The sequence below is a fragment of the Bradyrhizobium sp. USDA 4532 genome, from assembly GCF_024171315.1.
Classification (GTDB): Bacteria; Pseudomonadota; Alphaproteobacteria; order Rhizobiales; family Xanthobacteraceae; genus Bradyrhizobium; species Bradyrhizobium australafricanum.
The window spans coordinates 4,249,893-4,265,388 of record NZ_JALJZN010000001.1; the positions used below are offsets into that span (position 1 = coordinate 4,249,893).

At 57.1% G+C, this 15,496-nt stretch carries 14 protein-coding genes and 1 pseudogene; 7 read left to right on the plus strand and 8 right to left on the minus strand.

The window, feature by feature from the left end:
• Positions 1-293 precede the first annotated feature (293 nt).
• The 3 genes from J2R76_RS19500 to J2R76_RS19510 all read right to left on the minus strand — a co-directional run bounded on the left by J2R76_RS19500 (position 294) and on the right by J2R76_RS19510 (position 2,934).
• Positions 294-548: a hypothetical protein gene (locus tag J2R76_RS19500; RefSeq protein WP_253624628.1), complete on the minus strand. Its 255-nt coding sequence runs from the start codon at positions 546-548 to the stop codon at positions 294-296.
• A 606-nt stretch (positions 549-1,154) separates the two neighbouring features.
• Positions 1,155-1,835 (minus strand): helix-turn-helix domain-containing protein, encoded by a 681-nt coding sequence (locus J2R76_RS19505; RefSeq protein ID WP_253624629.1) that lies wholly within the window; start codon positions 1,833-1,835, stop codon positions 1,155-1,157.
• Positions 1,836-2,298: 463 nt separating this feature from the next.
• Positions 2,299-2,934: a dethiobiotin synthase gene (locus tag J2R76_RS19510; protein ID WP_253624630.1), complete on the minus strand. Its 636-nt coding sequence runs from the start codon at positions 2,932-2,934 to the stop codon at positions 2,299-2,301.
• 981 nt (positions 2,935-3,915) lie between these two features.
• On the opposite strand from J2R76_RS19510, the gene J2R76_RS19515 reads away from it, so the two are divergent.
• The 3 genes from J2R76_RS19515 to J2R76_RS19525 all read left to right on the plus strand — a co-directional run bounded on the left by J2R76_RS19515 (position 3,916) and on the right by J2R76_RS19525 (position 6,358).
• The gene (locus J2R76_RS19515) at positions 3,916-4,275 is read left to right on the plus strand and encodes a Dabb family protein (RefSeq protein ID WP_253624631.1); all 360 of its coding nucleotides are present in this window, start codon (positions 3,916-3,918) and stop codon (positions 4,273-4,275) included.
• A gap of 107 nt (positions 4,276-4,382) precedes the next feature.
• Positions 4,383-5,777 carry an aminodeoxychorismate synthase component I gene (pabB, locus tag J2R76_RS19520; protein ID WP_253624632.1) on the plus strand — a complete coding sequence of 465 codons (1,395 nt, stop codon included), beginning with the start codon at positions 4,383-4,385 and terminating at the stop codon, positions 5,775-5,777.
• On the plus strand, positions 5,774-6,358 hold the full coding sequence (locus tag J2R76_RS19525; protein WP_253624633.1) for an aminodeoxychorismate/anthranilate synthase component II: 585 nt from the start codon (positions 5,774-5,776) through the stop codon (positions 6,356-6,358). Before pabB ends, J2R76_RS19525 begins: the two co-directional genes overlap by 4 nt.
• 420 nt (positions 6,359-6,778) lie before the next feature.
• Here the strand turns inward: J2R76_RS19525 and J2R76_RS19530 are convergent, their stop codons facing one another.
• Positions 6,779-7,132, minus strand: a complete 354-nt coding sequence (locus tag J2R76_RS19530) for a hypothetical protein (RefSeq protein ID WP_253624634.1) — start codon at positions 7,130-7,132, stop codon at positions 6,779-6,781.
• Positions 7,133-7,354: 222 nt separating this feature from the next.
• On the opposite strand from J2R76_RS19530, the gene J2R76_RS19535 reads away from it, so the two are divergent.
• The 4 genes from J2R76_RS19535 to J2R76_RS19550 all read left to right on the plus strand — a co-directional run bounded on the left by J2R76_RS19535 (position 7,355) and on the right by J2R76_RS19550 (position 9,855).
• On the plus strand, positions 7,355-8,302 hold the full coding sequence (locus tag J2R76_RS19535; protein ID WP_253624635.1) for a S1/P1 nuclease: 948 nt from the start codon (positions 7,355-7,357) through the stop codon (positions 8,300-8,302).
• A 217-nt stretch (positions 8,303-8,519) separates the two neighbouring features.
• Positions 8,520-8,804, plus strand: coding sequence for a hypothetical protein (locus J2R76_RS19540; RefSeq protein WP_253624636.1), 285 nt, complete (start codon positions 8,520-8,522; stop codon positions 8,802-8,804).
• Between the two features lie 309 nt (positions 8,805-9,113).
• Positions 9,114-9,680 carry a hypothetical protein gene (locus J2R76_RS19545; RefSeq protein ID WP_253624637.1) on the plus strand — a complete coding sequence of 189 codons (567 nt, stop codon included), beginning with the start codon at positions 9,114-9,116 and terminating at the stop codon, positions 9,678-9,680.
• 13 nt (positions 9,681-9,693) lie between these two features.
• On the plus strand, positions 9,694-9,855 hold the full coding sequence (locus J2R76_RS19550; RefSeq protein ID WP_253624638.1) for a hypothetical protein: 162 nt from the start codon (positions 9,694-9,696) through the stop codon (positions 9,853-9,855).
• Between the two features lie 15 nt (positions 9,856-9,870).
• Here the strand turns inward: J2R76_RS19550 and J2R76_RS19555 are convergent.
• The 4 genes and pseudogenes from J2R76_RS19555 to J2R76_RS19570 form a co-directional block, all read right to left on the minus strand.
• Positions 9,871-10,649: pseudogene (locus J2R76_RS19555) on the minus strand (IS3 family transposase); the annotation flags it as partial.
• A gap of 347 nt (positions 10,650-10,996) precedes the next feature.
• Positions 10,997-11,488 (minus strand): Lrp/AsnC family transcriptional regulator, encoded by a 492-nt coding sequence (locus J2R76_RS19560; protein ID WP_253624639.1) that lies wholly within the window; start codon positions 11,486-11,488, stop codon positions 10,997-10,999.
• A 590-nt stretch (positions 11,489-12,078) separates the two neighbouring features.
• Positions 12,079-13,431 carry an amidohydrolase family protein gene (locus J2R76_RS19565; protein WP_253624640.1) on the minus strand — a complete coding sequence of 451 codons (1,353 nt, stop codon included), beginning with the start codon at positions 13,429-13,431 and terminating at the stop codon, positions 12,079-12,081.
• A gap of 136 nt (positions 13,432-13,567) precedes the next feature.
• Positions 13,568-14,461 carry an amino acid ABC transporter substrate-binding protein gene (locus J2R76_RS19570; protein ID WP_253624641.1) on the minus strand — a complete coding sequence of 298 codons (894 nt, stop codon included), beginning with the start codon at positions 14,459-14,461 and terminating at the stop codon, positions 13,568-13,570.
• Between the last annotated feature and the right edge of the window lie 1,035 nt (positions 14,462-15,496).

Below are 15,496 nucleotides of genomic sequence, written 5' to 3' on the forward strand. Positions count from 1 at the left end.
TCATCGCCCGGAGCTCGGTTCAGGACGAGCGGCGCTTTTCGCAAATCGCGGTCCCGAGCTAGCCCGCTTACTTTCTCGTTGGCAGCTCGGGCGGTCGACCGAGTTCGCCGACGTCCGTCAGCATCAGAGCCGCGCACGCAGCACGACGATAAGCCCGGTTCCGCGGCTCCCTTTCCATAGTATCCTGCGGCCTTAGTCGTCCGCGGATAGGCAATCGTGCCGCCGGCACGCTGTATTTGAGCCCGAAGACGTGCCTTCTTGACGGTTGATTGGCGCAGGTCGCTTCGACGGCTTCATTCGAGAGGTACGGAAAGTACCCAAGGCGACTTCTTGCCGTGCTCGCAAGCTGTTTGTCGGTTGAGCGGTAGGATCGGAGTTGAGGTAGCCGCCGCGACCTCGGTCCGGTTGATGAATTCCGTCAGATTGGTGTTCGAGGACCACTCCAAATAACGAACGAGCGCAAAGACAAGCGCGACGACAATGAGAACGCCGAGCCCCGACGCTACGGCTGTTCCCGACCAGCTTTCGCTACTGAATAATGACATCATGGTGTCCGAGACCGGAGCTGCTAGGCCCATCTAGGTCATCTCTCGATCATCACGTGTGAACGGCCTCACATCTCACGCGCACTTGATGTCGATACAAGTCATACCAAGGCTCGCTGACGCCAACGGGCAAGTCGTTTCGGACCTCCTGCCGATCTAAGTTGAGGATCGGAGCGACAATCCTCGCCTAGCTGATCGTGCAAACCTTCCCTGCCGATCCGGTCAACACCGGGCCGCCTCTGTCGACCTAGCATAGCGACGGCGACCGGAGTTGGGCTGGCTGGACTCGGACGAGGTGAGTGTTTGCATGCCCACCGCATCGATTCGGATGCCACGAACGCGCTTTCGAAAGATGACTCGGCCACTGGCACGGGCCGTGCAGTACGTTCGTTGCTGGGAATTTCAGTGTCCCGGTTCAGGAATAAAGCGCGGATCGTGTTTTCTTGACACGAGTATCGTTTTTCCCTGGAACAGAGATTTGCAGGTGGCAGGCCAATAAAGGAGGAAGTATTGAACCGGGAATTACCACCGCAACAGCCCAGGTTCCTCGTTCGAATGGGGACCACTGGCTGGATGGTTTACGATCGAGAACGCAAGGGGCCGGCTCTTTTAAAGGATCATAGCTTGGCCGAGAAGCTGTCCAAGGAACGGGCCGAACAAATAAGGCAGGCATTGATCGATGGTTCGATCAAGTGTCGACTCTGAGCCCTTGGGGTTGAGCGTTCGATTGAGGGGAATGAACGACGCGATAGGCCCGCGCACCAGCCGTGCAATGTTCTTCAGCTGAGCAGCCGAAGGACGAGCCCCCACTTGACTGGTTTCCTTGCCGTTCTCGATGTCGACGATAAACCGCACGCCGACGTTCGCCGCGAGCGCTAGGTCCTGTTGCCGTAGCCCAAGCGATCTGCGTCGGTTCCGAATGGCTTCGCCCAGTTCCGATGCTGTTGTGATAGCCATATCAATTTCCAAGCGGGAATATTTCGCAAGCAAGCCAAGCTTTTCAATGCGTATTTCCCGAGCGGGAAAATCTAAATGGGAACCAGTTGGCCAGGGCCAAAATTTTACTGAGCGGTAAATCCATCCACCATCAGGACTGGTCACGGGGCTTATTTTCCCGATCGGGAATCTATAAATGCGCTGAGCATTGCCGGTACAAATCGCGCCGCACGCACGAGACCGAGTGACGTCGCCCGTAGCGGCGACGGCCTCATGATTGCGGACCTTCACGGCACCGATCTCGCTGATGCTGTCGCCGTTCGACCAGGCGCCGGTTGTCTCGATGCCAATCACGAAGCAACCCTGCTCGGGGTCAAGTGGTAGCGCAAGCGCAACAATCCGCCACCACGTGAGTGGACGTCGACTAGGGTCAAGCTGCCTTCTGCAAAGCCGCCTGCGAGCTGCGAGCGCGCCGCCCCCGGCGGGGAGGACGACCTCTGGGAAGCGAGCGCGTCAAACGCGGCAAGTCCGCCGGGATTTTCGCATCCGTTCAATAGAGCCTCGGGAGCCCTTAACCGTCTCTCCTTGGGCGGAGTGCTCCGAGCGATGGAAGTCGCAAAGGCATGATTGGATAAAGTCCGGGAGATCGCCAAAACCCTTCACGGCTTCAACCGAAAGCCGACCCGATGCTAGCCGTCAGCGTGACATTAGACATTCGGCTCGAGACCTATACCTGATGCATTAGGTCACGTGCCTTAGCAAGATGTGTCTCGATTTCGACCCTTGCCTGACTACTCCTACAGCTTCTTCTTTAGCGTCATGGCTTGAAATCATCCGGCCAAAAGGATGCTTTGAATGCGGCTTGCAGCGTGTCTGCCGACAGAGGCGCAATCCAGGGCAATCGCCCTAACCACCGCACCCGGCCGATTTCGCAAATTGCTCTCACAGCATCCGAATTCTTTTCGCCAACGAAAGCGAGTCCAAGAATGTCGATCTGGCGTCGCCGGAGCGCCTCTATGGACAGCAGTGAACAATTGATCGCGCCCAAAGTTGTGCTCGCGCAGAGCACGACAGGAAGGCGCCATTTCTCCAAGACATCAATATAAAGCGAGCCGCAATTGAGCGGCTCCATGAGCCCCCCGGTCCCCTCGATCACGAGCGGCTGCCCTCCAGTGTCGGGCACATCAAGCGAGTCCGTGCTGATGCGAACTTCGTCAGTCTCCGCTGAACAGTGTGGCCAAGCGGCCGTCTGCACTCGGTAACGCTCAGGCACAATGCGATCCGACGCAAGATTGGCAAGCCGAGCGACGCGCTCGGTGTCCGTTTCTCCTTCAAGGCCAGCTTGAATCGGTTTCCAGTATTTCGCCCCGAGGAGACCGACGAGTCCTGCGCAGAACACCGTTTTTCCGACGCCGGCGCCTGTACCTGTCACCACGACCTGCTGCTGGCTCATCAAGCTTGTCCTCTTGCCCAGCATTGTACGCACCAACCTCCATTATATGCAGTAACGGCGCAAAACGGGCTCCAGCCGATGGGACCGCCTTGCTCTTGCGAGAATGATTGACGCTCAGTGCCCTCGCCTCCCGGTTCGAAGCAAACGCTGCTCAGCAATTCAAACGGGCCGTGTATCCACAATTCATGCCAGATAGCTGCACAATTCATGCAAGATACCCGTCGCGATCACGGCTCATCGCTCCAAACTTAAAACGGCTACGGGATGCCAATGTTGTGTTGAATGCTAGAAGGTCGCCGCGGATGACTGCCGCTTCCCAGAGTTGCGCTTTGTGCCTTGTGACAGGTTAAGATTGCTATCGGCGCACAAATACGGTCCGGATCGGACGGCGGCGTTCAGCTGCGGCAGGATGTATCCTAATCGATACAGAACGGTACCCTGCGAACGGAAGCTGTACGATTGGTGACCGACTTCGCTTGATTCTTCGCATTGAAATAGCGCGATAAATCGTCTTGCCGGAAATTAGCCTCGACGCTTATCAGCTGCGATCAGGGCAATCTTCGCGTTTGGACTTGCGCGCGGGGAGTATCTACCGAGGTACGAACCGGTGGGCCGATTTCGCTTCATCGATCACTGTGATCGCCAAATAACACGCCGACGTTCAGTCGTCTGGCAAACATTGCCCCCAATCGAAGAAGACAAGCCGGTAAGATCCCGAATTTTTTGTCGTAGGCAGGCCTTCTAACAGCGATCAGAGCACGCCAGGTTGATCACGTCTCGGCCTCTCGTACGCCACATTCGGACCATTGGGAAACGGACAACTCTCACATCCGCTCAAGCAAATTAATGCGAACTCGTACCGCAACGTCGCGGCATCGTGCAATTTCGGGCCGCTCGGATGTCGGGACTGTCCAGCATTGCGTCGAGCTACATCCCGATATAAGAACGCGGCCAAGTTGCGGCGTCACGTTTACGGTCACCATGATCCGTCACATCGTCTTCTTCACAGCGAAGGATAGAGCCGATATGGACCAAATCATCGACGGTCTCTCGGTTCTCACCTCAATTCCATGTGCACGCCGGCTCGAGATTGCCCGCAACCGCAAGAGCGATCAACTGGGCAACGACATCGATGTCGTGGTGTATGGTGAATTCGACAGTGAGGCGGACCTCGCTGCGTACAAAACGCACGATCTTTATCGAGAAGCGATCCAGCGCGTCAGACCACTCCGGGAGCTAAGGTTTGCAGCTGACTACGAGCTGTCAACAGATGTGCATTTCGCTGGAACAAGGGGGCTAAGACAAGTCGCTCGGAGCCATGGACCAGTTGGCCGCGAGTAGCTTAATGATCAGCTGCAAGCTCTGCTACGTCTCCGGCGGAGAGAACCCTTATTCGGAAGGGCCTCACGAGGCGCGGGCAACTGCTGGTCGCCAGTAGCGGAGAGCCTATGCACGTCCGCGAGTTGCCGTGGATTGAGCCTGTCACGGCCTTGCGAAGCGTTGCGCAGCGGCCGCAGCTTACCTTTCTCGATAGCGCGGCAGGGCATGAGTTGCTTGGACGTTACTCATATTTGACCTGCGAGCCGTTCGGCACCTATTTGGTCGCCGACGGACAGGCAGGTTGGAATGGAAAGGCTCTCATAGGCGACCCCTGGCAAGCCCTCCGCGACCTCCTTGCCAGATACAAACAAGACCATTGCTCCGATCTACCCCCATTCCAGGGCGGCGCAGCAGGCTTCCTTGCTTACGATCTGAACCGCACACTGGAGCGGCTGCCATCGCCGTCGGATCTTGGTCTCGGAGTGCCCCAGTCAATACTGCATTTTTACGATGTGGTGGTCAGCTTCGATCATCGAAACCATAGGTGCTGGATCGTCTCGACCGGATGGCCGGAGCAAGACTCCACTCGACGAGCCGAGCACGCGCGTCGTCGCGCCGACGAGTTTGCGGCACTGCTTGCCAGGCCAAAGCCGCCGCGGATCATAATCCCTAGCACCGCGGGGCAATGGCATTCGAACTTTAGCCGTGAAGGCTTCATGGCGGCGGTCCAGCGGGTCATCGATTTGATCCTGGCTGGAGATATATTCCAGGCAAACATCGCGCAACGGTTCAGTGCGGAAGTGTCGCCCTTGTTCGATCCGCTCACCTTTTATTGCCAGCTCCGTTCGTTGAATCCGGCCCCGTTTGCAGCCCTCCTGCGTTATGACAGGCTGACCATCGCCTCGAGCTCTCCTGAGCGATTTCTGAGAGTTGACGGACGCCAGGTCGAAACACGCCCGATCAAGGGCACAATCGCGCGCTCTGCTGATTGTTCGGAAGATGTGCGCCGCGCTGAACTCCTTCTTGCCTCCGAAAAGGATCGCGCCGAGAACATTATGGTTGTCGACCTGCTGCGCAACGATCTGTCACGCGTTTGTACAGACAATTCGGTCCAGGTTTCAGCCCTGTGCAACCTCGAGACCTATGCCTCAGTGCACCATCTTGTGTCGGCAGTCACCGGCGCACTTGCTGCAGATCAGGATGCCGTCAGTCTACTCCGCGCCTGCTTTCCCGGCGGTTCCGTCACTGGCGTTCCAAAGGTGCGAGCAATGCAGATCATTGCGGACATCGAAAAAGTGACGCGAGAAATCTATTGCGGAGCGATCGGCTTCATCGGATTCAATGGACAGATGGACACGAATATTGCGATCCGCACCGTCGTGATCGAGGGTGATCTGGCTGTATTTCACGCAGGCGGCGGAATAACTGCGATGTCGAATCCTGAAGCCGAGTATGAGGAGACACTTACCAAGGCAAAACGGCTGTTCGAGGCCTTTGGGTCCGATCCATCTGGTGCATCTTGATTGTCATCATTGATAATTACGATTCCTTCGTGTTCAATATTGCGCGCTATTTCCGCAAGATTGGTGCAGAGACGAAAGTCGTTCGCAATGACGCGATCGGCGTCACCGATCTCGTTGGGCTTAAGCCGCGTGCAATCGTCATATCTCCCGGCCCCTGCACGCCGATGGAGGCTGGTATATCCACTGCCGTTGTCCGCGAGCTTTCGGGGCGCATCCCGATTCTTGGCATCTGTCTTGGGCACCAGTGTATCGGAAGCGTTTTCGGCGGACGCGTGGTGCGCGCACGTCGCCCCATGCACGGCCGCGCATCGCGCATAACGCATGACGGTCGTGGGTTGTTTTTGGCACTTCCGTCACCACTTTGGGTCGGGCGCTACCATTCTCTTGCGGTCGAACCCGATCTGTCAGATGCACCTGATCTCATGGCGACGGCCCATTCAGATGAAGGCGAGATCATGGCCTTGACACATCGGCATCAACCTACCTACGGCGTACAATTTCACCCGGAGTCGGTCCTTACTGAGCAAGGTCACTCGCTCCTTGTGAACTTCTTGCGATTGGCGGAGAGTTTCCGATTGTGAAGCCGATACGTCCTCCTTGCGCTCCCGGCAATCTTGTCCGCAGACGGAAATGACAAGCTGCGGCGCGACTCCAGCTCAGCGCAACGTGGTGCGGGAGAGCTCCGGCTTGATCAGGATTGCAACAGACAGCACGAAACAGCTCACTTTGTACGCTGCGTACTCAATTTTTTCTTTTAGTGCCGCCTCGATTGAATTACTTCAAGCCCGCAACGCGTTAGTTCTCTTCGCATCAGCTGCATTGGGTCAATAGGCGGAAAACACCCTCTGCCTAAACGCAAAGATGCTTTCTTGAGATCCGCCAAGAGCTTGGCGGTGCCTTGCGGTAGTCTCGCTACCGCTGCCCTCACGGGCGTTTCCTCCCTTGACTTGGCCGCCGGTCCCATCAGGATCGGCGGCTCTCTTACAGGTGGGTCAGCGTCATTATGCTCGAGGAATCAAGATCAATCTGCACTCGGGCCGACGCGGTAACGAACTGGCGCAAACGGCGGTGATGAGGCTGAAAGAACGATGCAACACAGAGGCGTGCAATTTTGCATTCGAGAAGCGTCGGCAGGCGAATGGCGCTACAGTTTCGAGATGGGCGGCAAGACGATCAGCGGCAAAACCCGAACGCGATTGCAGCTTCTTGCAATCCGTCGGGCCAAGGATCGCATTAATCGTGAACTGAATCGCAGTGCGGAAAATCAGAGTTGATATCGGCATGAATGCTTCTGCCTGCTGTGCTAGCTCAATCTTTGCCGCCTTGGAACGCAGCGGGGCGGAGTTGGCTCGCATATCGCACTTCCTGTGCACGCTCCACACGGGGCCCGATTCGCCATTGGACATCGCCCACCTGACAACGAGCGGTACCTCTGCGTCCCGCCCGGCGTCGACATTACGGAGCCTTCTTCACGAGGTCCGCATCCATAGGTCCGCATCCATCGGCGCGTCACAGAGCACTGGTAAACTTACCCGAGTTGGTGCAACCTCAGGTAACAACGAGCTGGAGACCCACCTATGCGCCGCATGGTTTTGAACAGCGTTCTGGCCTTGGCTCTCGGCGTCGCTTCATCCCCGGCCCGCGCGTGGTGGGACGAAGGGCACATGCAGATCGCTTATTTGGCGTATAAGCGCCTCTCCGATCCTATCCGCGACAAGGCCGACGCCTTGCTGAAGCTCAACAAGGATTATGCGAAGTGGACCTCCGGCGCCGCCGACGACAAAACGGCGAAGATGTACGCTTTCATCCATGCCGCGACTTGGGCTGACGACATCAAGACCAAGGAGTACGGCTATACGCGCGATGCGGTCACCAGCCCAACGGCCGGCCAGAACATCGGCTACTCGGATCACAACCAACATGCCTATTGGCATTTCAAGGACATCGACTTCACACCCGACGGCACGCCCCTACCCGCCGCGGCTCCAGTCGACTTCGTCACCCAACTCAAGCTGATGATCGCCGCGCTGCCGGCGTCCTCGGGCGCATCCGACGATGTGCGCTCGTATGACCTTGTCTGGATCCTTCATCTCGTCGGCGATGCCCATCAGCCGTTGCACGCGAGCGCCCGCTACACGCATGAGATCCCCGACGGAGATTCCGGCGGCAATGCGGAATCTGTGATACCGGCGAGTGGATCCAGCATGGCGCTGCACGCCTACTGGGACGCGATCTTCGGCGGTTACTCCTCGCCCCATGGCGCCATTTTCGACGCCGACGATAAGGACGGGCTATCGAGCGTCGGTGTCAACCAGGTTGAGGCGCAGATTGACGATCCCGCCGTCTGGGCTCAGGAAAGCGCGGACCTCGCCAAGCAATACGCCTACGCTCCGCCGATCAGCACTGGAAAGAATCCTGTCCTTCTGACACGCGACTATGAGACTAGCGCCAAAAACCTGGCCCGCGCGAGGGCTGCACTTGCCGCGGCCCGACTAGCCAACCTGATCGAAACGGCGCTCAAGTAGATTTTTTGCCAAATGCTGCAGACGATAATTTGGAGGAGGAGATCAAGCCCAGATTTTTCGCGTCCGCAGCCTTTTCCTTGCCTCTGCATGACCCGCAGGCCTTGGCAGGGCGGCCGGATCGAAGGCCAAGCTCTGAATACCGCTTTCCAGCACCCCTTACCTTAGTAGTGGCGCGGCGCCCCCGTAATAACCCCCAGTTGCATCACAGGACCCTGTCATGCTCTATGGCGGCGTCAATAAGATCCAGGGACTCAAAATGAAGCAGATCGTACTTGCCACGGCCTTGCTGCTGGCAACCACAGCCGCCCAAGCGCAGTACCTCGGCGGCACCGGTTCAAATCCAAACAGCCATGGTGTGTCGGGCTATACGCGCAGCAATGGCACGTACGTGCAGCCCTACCAAGCGACGAACCCCAACGGCACCCAGCGCGACAACTACGGCACCAGCGGCAACGTCAACCCCTACACCGGCGCCACTGGCCATCGCACGCCGCGCTATTGAGCCCGTGTCACCTCCTGCTTAGGCAATGAGGCGCGGGCACATCTGCATCCCACGAGATTCAGTAAGCAGAAGTCTACTTGCTATTCGCGATGATCATTTTTGTCTCACCAACTGAGCGTTCGGGATAAAGAAAGGGCTAGTGGAATGAACAAAGAAAACGAAGGCACCAGGCACCAGGGAGTTGCGCCAGCTCCAAGCAGGCCATCTCCTTCCCCATCGCGGCCAAGTCCTGACGTTCATGCTCCGGTTCGCCCTGCTCCGTCCGTGCCTTCGCCAAGCCCGCCGCCAAAGCGGGATTGAGCCGCGAGCATGGTCGAGGAAATCAGTGCCCCGAAATTTGATGCGCTACGGAACTCGATCTACCACGCTTCGCGTCGCGAATATTATGACACTCTCAATCGGATACTGAACTTCCTAGTCATCGTTTTCGGAGCCGGCGTCGCAGGAAAAGTCTCGGAGCTCTTTCATTTCAGGGAGCTTTGGCTTGAATTCGGCGTTTTGATTTTCGCCACCTCGCAGCTTACGTTCGATTTCGGCTCGAAAGCACGAACCCACGAGTTTCTGCGGCGCAAGTATCAAGAGATGCTTGCAGAAATTGAGCTTGAACCTACGCCAGAGGCGGCGAGATGGAGGTCTAAGCTTCAGACGATCGCTGGCGAAGAGCCTATGCCTATGCGAGCGTTAGACGCTCTCGCCTATAATGCTGCGCTGGATGCCACTTATAGCGATCCTGAAATTCGGAATGGAAACAGACTTTACGTGCCGTTCTGCCACCGCTTGCTCAGACACCTGATCGCGCGCGAGGGCTATGAATATCGACTCGAAAGTGAGCCACGTAGTTGGTGGCAAAGGTTTTTGAGCTGCTTCAAATCTTAATCAGGAGTTGGCATTGGCGAAGAAAGCCAAGAAAGCAAAGAAGGCCAAAAAAGTCGGCAATAAAGAAGACCGCCAAAAAGACCAGGAACATTGCAAAGCATCATGGTGTTCAGCCCTCCTCCAAAATGAGGAAAGCAAACCCCAACGCAGGACCTTGGCGTCGCGCTATGATTGACCTGCCCCTGAATTTTCATCCAGCGGCAGTTAGAGTCTCGGGGGGTTGTACGCCTTGCGGCGCGGTTGAAGCAACGGGCGATCGGCGGAGCTGGTCGGGGTTGCGCAGCCGAGCGCCCGTTGCGGTGAGAGAGGCGGCGTAGGCCGCGGGCGTGAGGTATTGCAGCGAGGAATGGGGGCGTTCGCCATTGTAGTCGGCGACCCATGCCGCGAGTTTGGCCCTGGCATCGTCGAGACCGAAGAACAGCGTCTCACTCAGGAGCTCGTCGCGCATCCGGCCGTTAAAGCTCTCGACGAAGCCGTTCTGCATTGGTTTGCCCGGTGCGATGAAGTGCCAGTCGATGCCGGTTTCCTTGCACCAGGCCAGCATGGCGTTACAGGTGAGTTCGGTGCCGTTGTCGGAGACGATCAGGCCGGGTTTGCCGCGCCGCGCGACAACCGTCGTCAGCTCCCGCGCCACACGCCGGCCCGAGATCGATGTGTCAGGAATGGCGCCCAGACATTCCTTAGTGACATCGTCGACGATGTTGAGGATGCGGAAGCGAGCCCGTTGGCGAACTGGTCGTGGACGAAGTCCAGCGACCAGCGCGCATTCGGCTTCGCTTCCACCGGGATCGGCGCCCGGCACCACAAGGCCTTGCGGCGAGCCCACCGCTTGCGGACTGTCAGTCCTTCTTCCCGATAGATCCGGTGAATGCGGTTGAGCCCTGATGGCTCGACCTCTCGTCGCAGCAGAATGAACAGCCGACGGTAGCCGAACCGCCGGCGAGGTGACGGAGGAGGCCGAGCCGACCGGGTGATCATCAGCGGCGGGCTCCCGGATGAGGCTGTTCTTTGGTTTGGCGCAGAGCCGGTCGCTGTCGCCGCGGACAATCAGCGCGTAGCCGTGGTGCAACAGCTGCTTCAGGATCACCCGAATGCAAATGATGACCTCGGATCAGTGGACATGGTGCCGGATTCGTCAACGCTGCGGTTCACGCGATCGGCATTGCGCCGGTTTCATGACGCCGGCTGACCAGCTGGAACAACAGATGCGTCTGCGTCAGGCTCCGGCTTCACTCAAGTATAAGTCAGTGGACTAGAGAATGGCCGGCGCACTTCAGTGCGCAGCACTTAGTGGATCTGCTGGTCGAGATACCAGATCAACGATTGGTTAGTGTGTCACAGGGAGGCACCTCAACGGGAACAGCGAAGCCAGCCTTTACCCGATCCAAGACGACCAGCGTCTTGAAGCATTTGATGTCCGGCATCTCGTAAAAGAACCGTCTGGTGAATTGCTCGTAGTCCTCCATGGTACGTGCGGTAACGTATAGGATAAAGTCAGCATCACCGGTGACGTAGAAGCCATTGACGACTTCGACTGAAGACTTGATGGCCTTCTTGAACCTGTCAATGATATCAGAACGTTCCCGCTCCATAGTCACCAGTACAAGCATTTGGATAGGTCTACCAATGGCCTTCGGCGAAACGATCGAGATATCCGCCTCAATGATGCCTTCCGAGCGCAGCCTCTTCAAGCGGCGTTGGCACGCTGTTGCAGAAAGCCCCGCTATTTCGCCGATCACCTCGGAGGTCAGGCGATTGTTCTTCTGCACGAGTTCGAGGATGCGAGCGTCTATCCGATCATATCGCATTGCATACCAGCTCCAAGCCTAAGATGAAATTCTCCGGCAGATCCACGCGCGGGCGACGAGAAGCGCCCAAAGGCATGAAGATATAGAAGATGTTCAGCGTACCCTTGATCGATCAAGCTCGGGAAACTACCGGCTTTCGGCGGGCACTCGTCAAAACACGCCCGCGTTTCGATCGTCTCGGCTATTCGAGGCCCATTTCCGCTCCAGCTCGAACTGATTCCTATGCACATGCAGGACTTCCCCGATGCCGTTCGCACGGTGCACTGCGAATCCTTTCGGGCACTGCTGCACCCACTTCGGCAGAAATGAGCCAGGCCAAGTTCGCGGTTGACGGATTCGCCATCGATTAACGATCGCCGGGTCGTGGCACTTTGAAGTCGAGCGGCAGCGCTTCAATTGGTCGCCGCGCATGATCGATGAGTGTCGGCTCCGCCCTCTTTGCTCGCCCAATTGGCCGCGCATTGACACGCAAATACGAGAGAGCGGCACTGGCCAGTCGATCATGCTCGATATGGCGGGTGCACCAATCACCTTCGATCATTGACGTTCATGCACGCCGACAAGCTTTTTCAAAACGGTTGGCCGCCCGCTCAGCGATGCGTCGTATCCTCCCGATGCGCTTTCTGAAAGAACTGAAGCGCATTGCCGCGCATGATCCGGTCAATGAGGCCACGGGTGTCCTCGAGCGCGATCCAGCCTTCGGTGACCAATTGCGAGATGGCTTGTGCGATTCCACGACGCGCTACGCACGCATGGCCATAAATTGGCTCGACAGCGACATAGTCGCCGCCGAAGGTGAAGATCTTGTTGGATGGAACCGCCATCAAAAACTCCTTCAAGAAGCGAACGCCCGCCACCGGATTGATGATCCATGCCCAGCACATGTCGATCGCCGCGTTAGGATAATGTTTGGCCAGCGCGATAAACTCGTGCTCGTATGGGTAGCCAATATGCATCAGCACGAATCGGGTTTCAGGAAAATCCTGCAGCAGACGGCAGACATCTGCGGCATTGCTGCGAGTACGGGCGAGTTGCATCACGCCGTAGCCAGCCAAAACGCCGGTGTGGAGTTTGACAGGCAAGCCGTACTCGCCAGCCTTGCCGACGCAATAGCGGAATAGATAGTCTTGCAGCGCCTTGAGGTCCTCAGGACCCAGAGCGTGCAAAGCGCCTACCCTGTCGGCATGGTGGGGAAATAGTCTTGCGGCATGCGCCTTGGTGACCGGCTCGAAATCGAGGGCGCGCGAATAGGCAATTTGCGATTTTACGGCCACGGCTTTGGCGCCGTATGTTGCAAAATAAAAGTCAATAACATCGAGCCATTCATCGAGCGTGGTCGGGCGCCTGCCCGTTTCGGCTTCCACCCACGCAAAGTCAGCAGCACTACACCGGCACAATTGAAGAATGCTTATGTCGTGGTCGAGCAGCCCTGGCTGCTCGGTCTCCATAAAGATGCGCTGGAGCGAATTGACGTGACAGCCTTTGATGTTTGCCAGCTCCAGAATCCGTGCGTAAAAACCCGGCTTTACGGTTTGATGGTATTTCTCGGCGATGCGGGGCAGGCTTTCATCCGTCAGGTCCTCTTCACCGTAAACGCCACGAAACGTATGGCGCAGCGCCTGGGCGTAGCCGGTGTGGCGGATCCTTTCCCAATAGGGCGCGATCAACCGATATTTTTCTTCGCTCGTAAGGTCCGGCCCGAGAAACCCTCGAAGGTCGCTCGCTGGCAGGCCTGCAACCACCAGATCCTCGGCAGCGTAGGATCTGAACAGATAGGCCCAGTCGTTGCATGGCAATGTTCGTGGATGGATTGCTCCGGAAAGGCGCTGACTTTCCTCGATCAGGTGTTCATGGGTGTCGACAAATGGCGTCTGCTCGACCCATTGTGCGATTTGTCGATCCACGTCTGTCATCGACTTCCAGTCAACTGCTCCGCTTGTCATTTCGCGCTCCCTTGAGGTGACGACAGTTGCTTGCGTCCGCATTAGCATTCGCAATCAGAACCAGCATTGGACCATGCTGATAGGTCTGGCGTTGACGTCCTATCGCCGCGACGGCTTCGGCTCGCCGCGGTCAAGCTCAGTAATTGACCACATCACTGGGGTGAGCGACGCGCTCCTTGAGCGCATCAGTCATTGGAAAGTTCAGATTGATGTTTTTCGGCGGAATCGCAGCCACGAACCATTTGTCGTAGATTTTGGTGAACTCGCCGGAAGCCATGAGTTTGGAGAGAACGTCGTCGACTAACTTTTTGAAGTCGGGATCATCCTTCGAGAACATCAGGCCATAATAATAGATGGTACCATAGTTAGCATTTAGAAAGATGAGGTCGGCCGGTTTCGCATAATCCGCCTTCATGCCGGCCAAGAGAATGTCAGCTTCCACCCACGCCGCCGCACGACCGGTCGTGAGTAGCAGCAATGATTCCGCATGGTCTTTGGCTTGCGCGATGGTCAGGTTGAGATCGTCCTGCTGCGAAATGCCTTTGGCAATGCCGAGAGCATCGGAACCCTGAGTTACGACAACGGTCTTCCCTTTCAGATCTTTCGGCGTCTTGAGCCCGCTCGACGCCTTTGCGAGCCAGGCCGTTTGACTGGCGAAGGTGGCAACACTGAATGAGACCTGTTCTAGACGCTGCTTACTGCTGGCGGTGCCGCCGCACTCGATGTCGATCGTGCCGTTCTGGATAAGTGGAATCCGGTTGGACGAGTTGACGGGCGTCAGCTTTGTCTGAATGTCCGGAGTACCAAGATCAACTTTCAGACGATCGACGACGTGCGCGCACAGGTCGAGCGAAAAACCAACAGGCTTCTGATCAGCGCCGAGATAGGAAAAGGGAATCGAAGCCTCGCGATAACCAATGGTGATCACCTTTTTCGATCTGATGTTGTCAAGCGTTGGACCCGCGTCCGCCGTGGAAATCGCGGTTGCGGTGATCGCGATCGCTGAAAGCAGTGCAAATATTTTAGCCATGGGAATTCCTCTGATTCATATGAAACGCGCTTTTTGCGCTTCTGATCTTGGGCAGCGCCTGCGCTCCCAGGCGATCCGTGCGCGATCAGGCGTCGCTGAGATGACAGCTTCCAACCGCCGGCAGACACCTAGTTCCCGAAGCAGGGCAACGTACGATCCGCTCATTCCGCACCGCACATTAACCGGGCAGCGTTCAGCCATGGCTAAATGATAGGCCTCTCGAGCCATTTGGCACTACAAAATGTCAGTTTGCGAACATTTAGATTTCGAAATATGAGAATTTGTTGGATGAATGTCATGAACCCGACGGGCCGTCGTCCCCGCTTGTGTGAGGCGCTCCCGCCCATCGGCGATCATGCTCAATCGGAAAACACGAAATCCGGGCGATATGCATTTTCTAGTTTTGGTTGGCCGAAGTTTTTCATGGTTCGCAATTTGCTCCATCGCCGGGGCATCAGAGCGTCTTTCCGCAGCACAAAGCTTGTGGTTTTAGAGCAAGGCAGCGCCGACTAAGGCTACGGGATGGTCGAGGCCGAGCCGAAGGGATACCGGACCGGGTCGAACCGCGAGTAGAGCTGGCGATGCTTTTATTGATGTTGTCGGCGCTCCCCCGATCGCACGGCATCTCGCCTCGTCGTGTGCAGGCGAGACAACCGGTCGAGTTTTGCAACTCAGTCCCCACCCAAACGCCAAGTCGAACGGCTCGAGCGAAAGAGCGGCCACAGCCTACGCGGTGGCCAAGTCAGGACGTAGACATGCTGATCGCCGAGCTTGATGGTCAGACGACGACCGTGTCACGCGGCCGGCCCGTACTGAACAGCCCCGCTTGCATGCTTCGAGGTCCTTGAATTGCCCGGCATCAATTTTCATTTTGGCTACGTCTTGGCGGAACACGCACCGCCGGTAGGCGTGTCGCTTAAGCGTTTCCTCCGACTCCCGAGCAGAATGATCTGACGAGCGCGTCGTCGAGGGCAGCCGAGGTCGATCAGTTCCATGGATCGATCCGGCTTGCTTCTCTGCTCTTGTGAAAGATTT

Bases quoted from the DNA above. Each gene is read 5' to 3' on its own strand.
- J2R76_RS19500 (WP_253624628.1), bottom strand. From the start codon at position 548: ATGATGTCATTATTCAGTAGCGAAAGCTGGTCGGGAACAGCCGTAGCG.
- J2R76_RS19510 (WP_253624630.1), bottom strand. From the start codon at position 2,934: ATGAGCCAGCAGCAGGTCGTGGTGACAGGTACAGGCGCCGGCGTCGGA.
- J2R76_RS19515 (WP_253624631.1), top strand. From the start codon at position 3,916: ATGATCCGTCACATCGTCTTCTTCACAGCGAAGGATAGAGCCGATATG.
- pabB (WP_253624632.1), top strand. From the start codon at position 4,383: ATGCACGTCCGCGAGTTGCCGTGGATTGAGCCTGTCACGGCCTTGCGA.
- J2R76_RS19530 (WP_253624634.1), bottom strand. From the start codon at position 7,132: ATGCGAGCCAACTCCGCCCCGCTGCGTTCCAAGGCGGCAAAGATTGAG.
- J2R76_RS19535 (WP_253624635.1), top strand. From the start codon at position 7,355: ATGCGCCGCATGGTTTTGAACAGCGTTCTGGCCTTGGCTCTCGGCGTC.
- J2R76_RS19540 (WP_253624636.1), top strand. From the start codon at position 8,520: ATGCTCTATGGCGGCGTCAATAAGATCCAGGGACTCAAAATGAAGCAG.
- J2R76_RS19545 (WP_253624637.1), top strand. From the start codon at position 9,114: ATGGTCGAGGAAATCAGTGCCCCGAAATTTGATGCGCTACGGAACTCG.
- J2R76_RS19560 (WP_253624639.1), bottom strand. From the start codon at position 11,488: ATGCGATATGATCGGATAGACGCTCGCATCCTCGAACTCGTGCAGAAG.
- J2R76_RS19565 (WP_253624640.1), bottom strand. From the start codon at position 13,431: ATGACAAGCGGAGCAGTTGACTGGAAGTCGATGACAGACGTGGATCGA.
- J2R76_RS19570 (WP_253624641.1), bottom strand. From the start codon at position 14,461: ATGGCTAAAATATTTGCACTGCTTTCAGCGATCGCGATCACCGCAACC.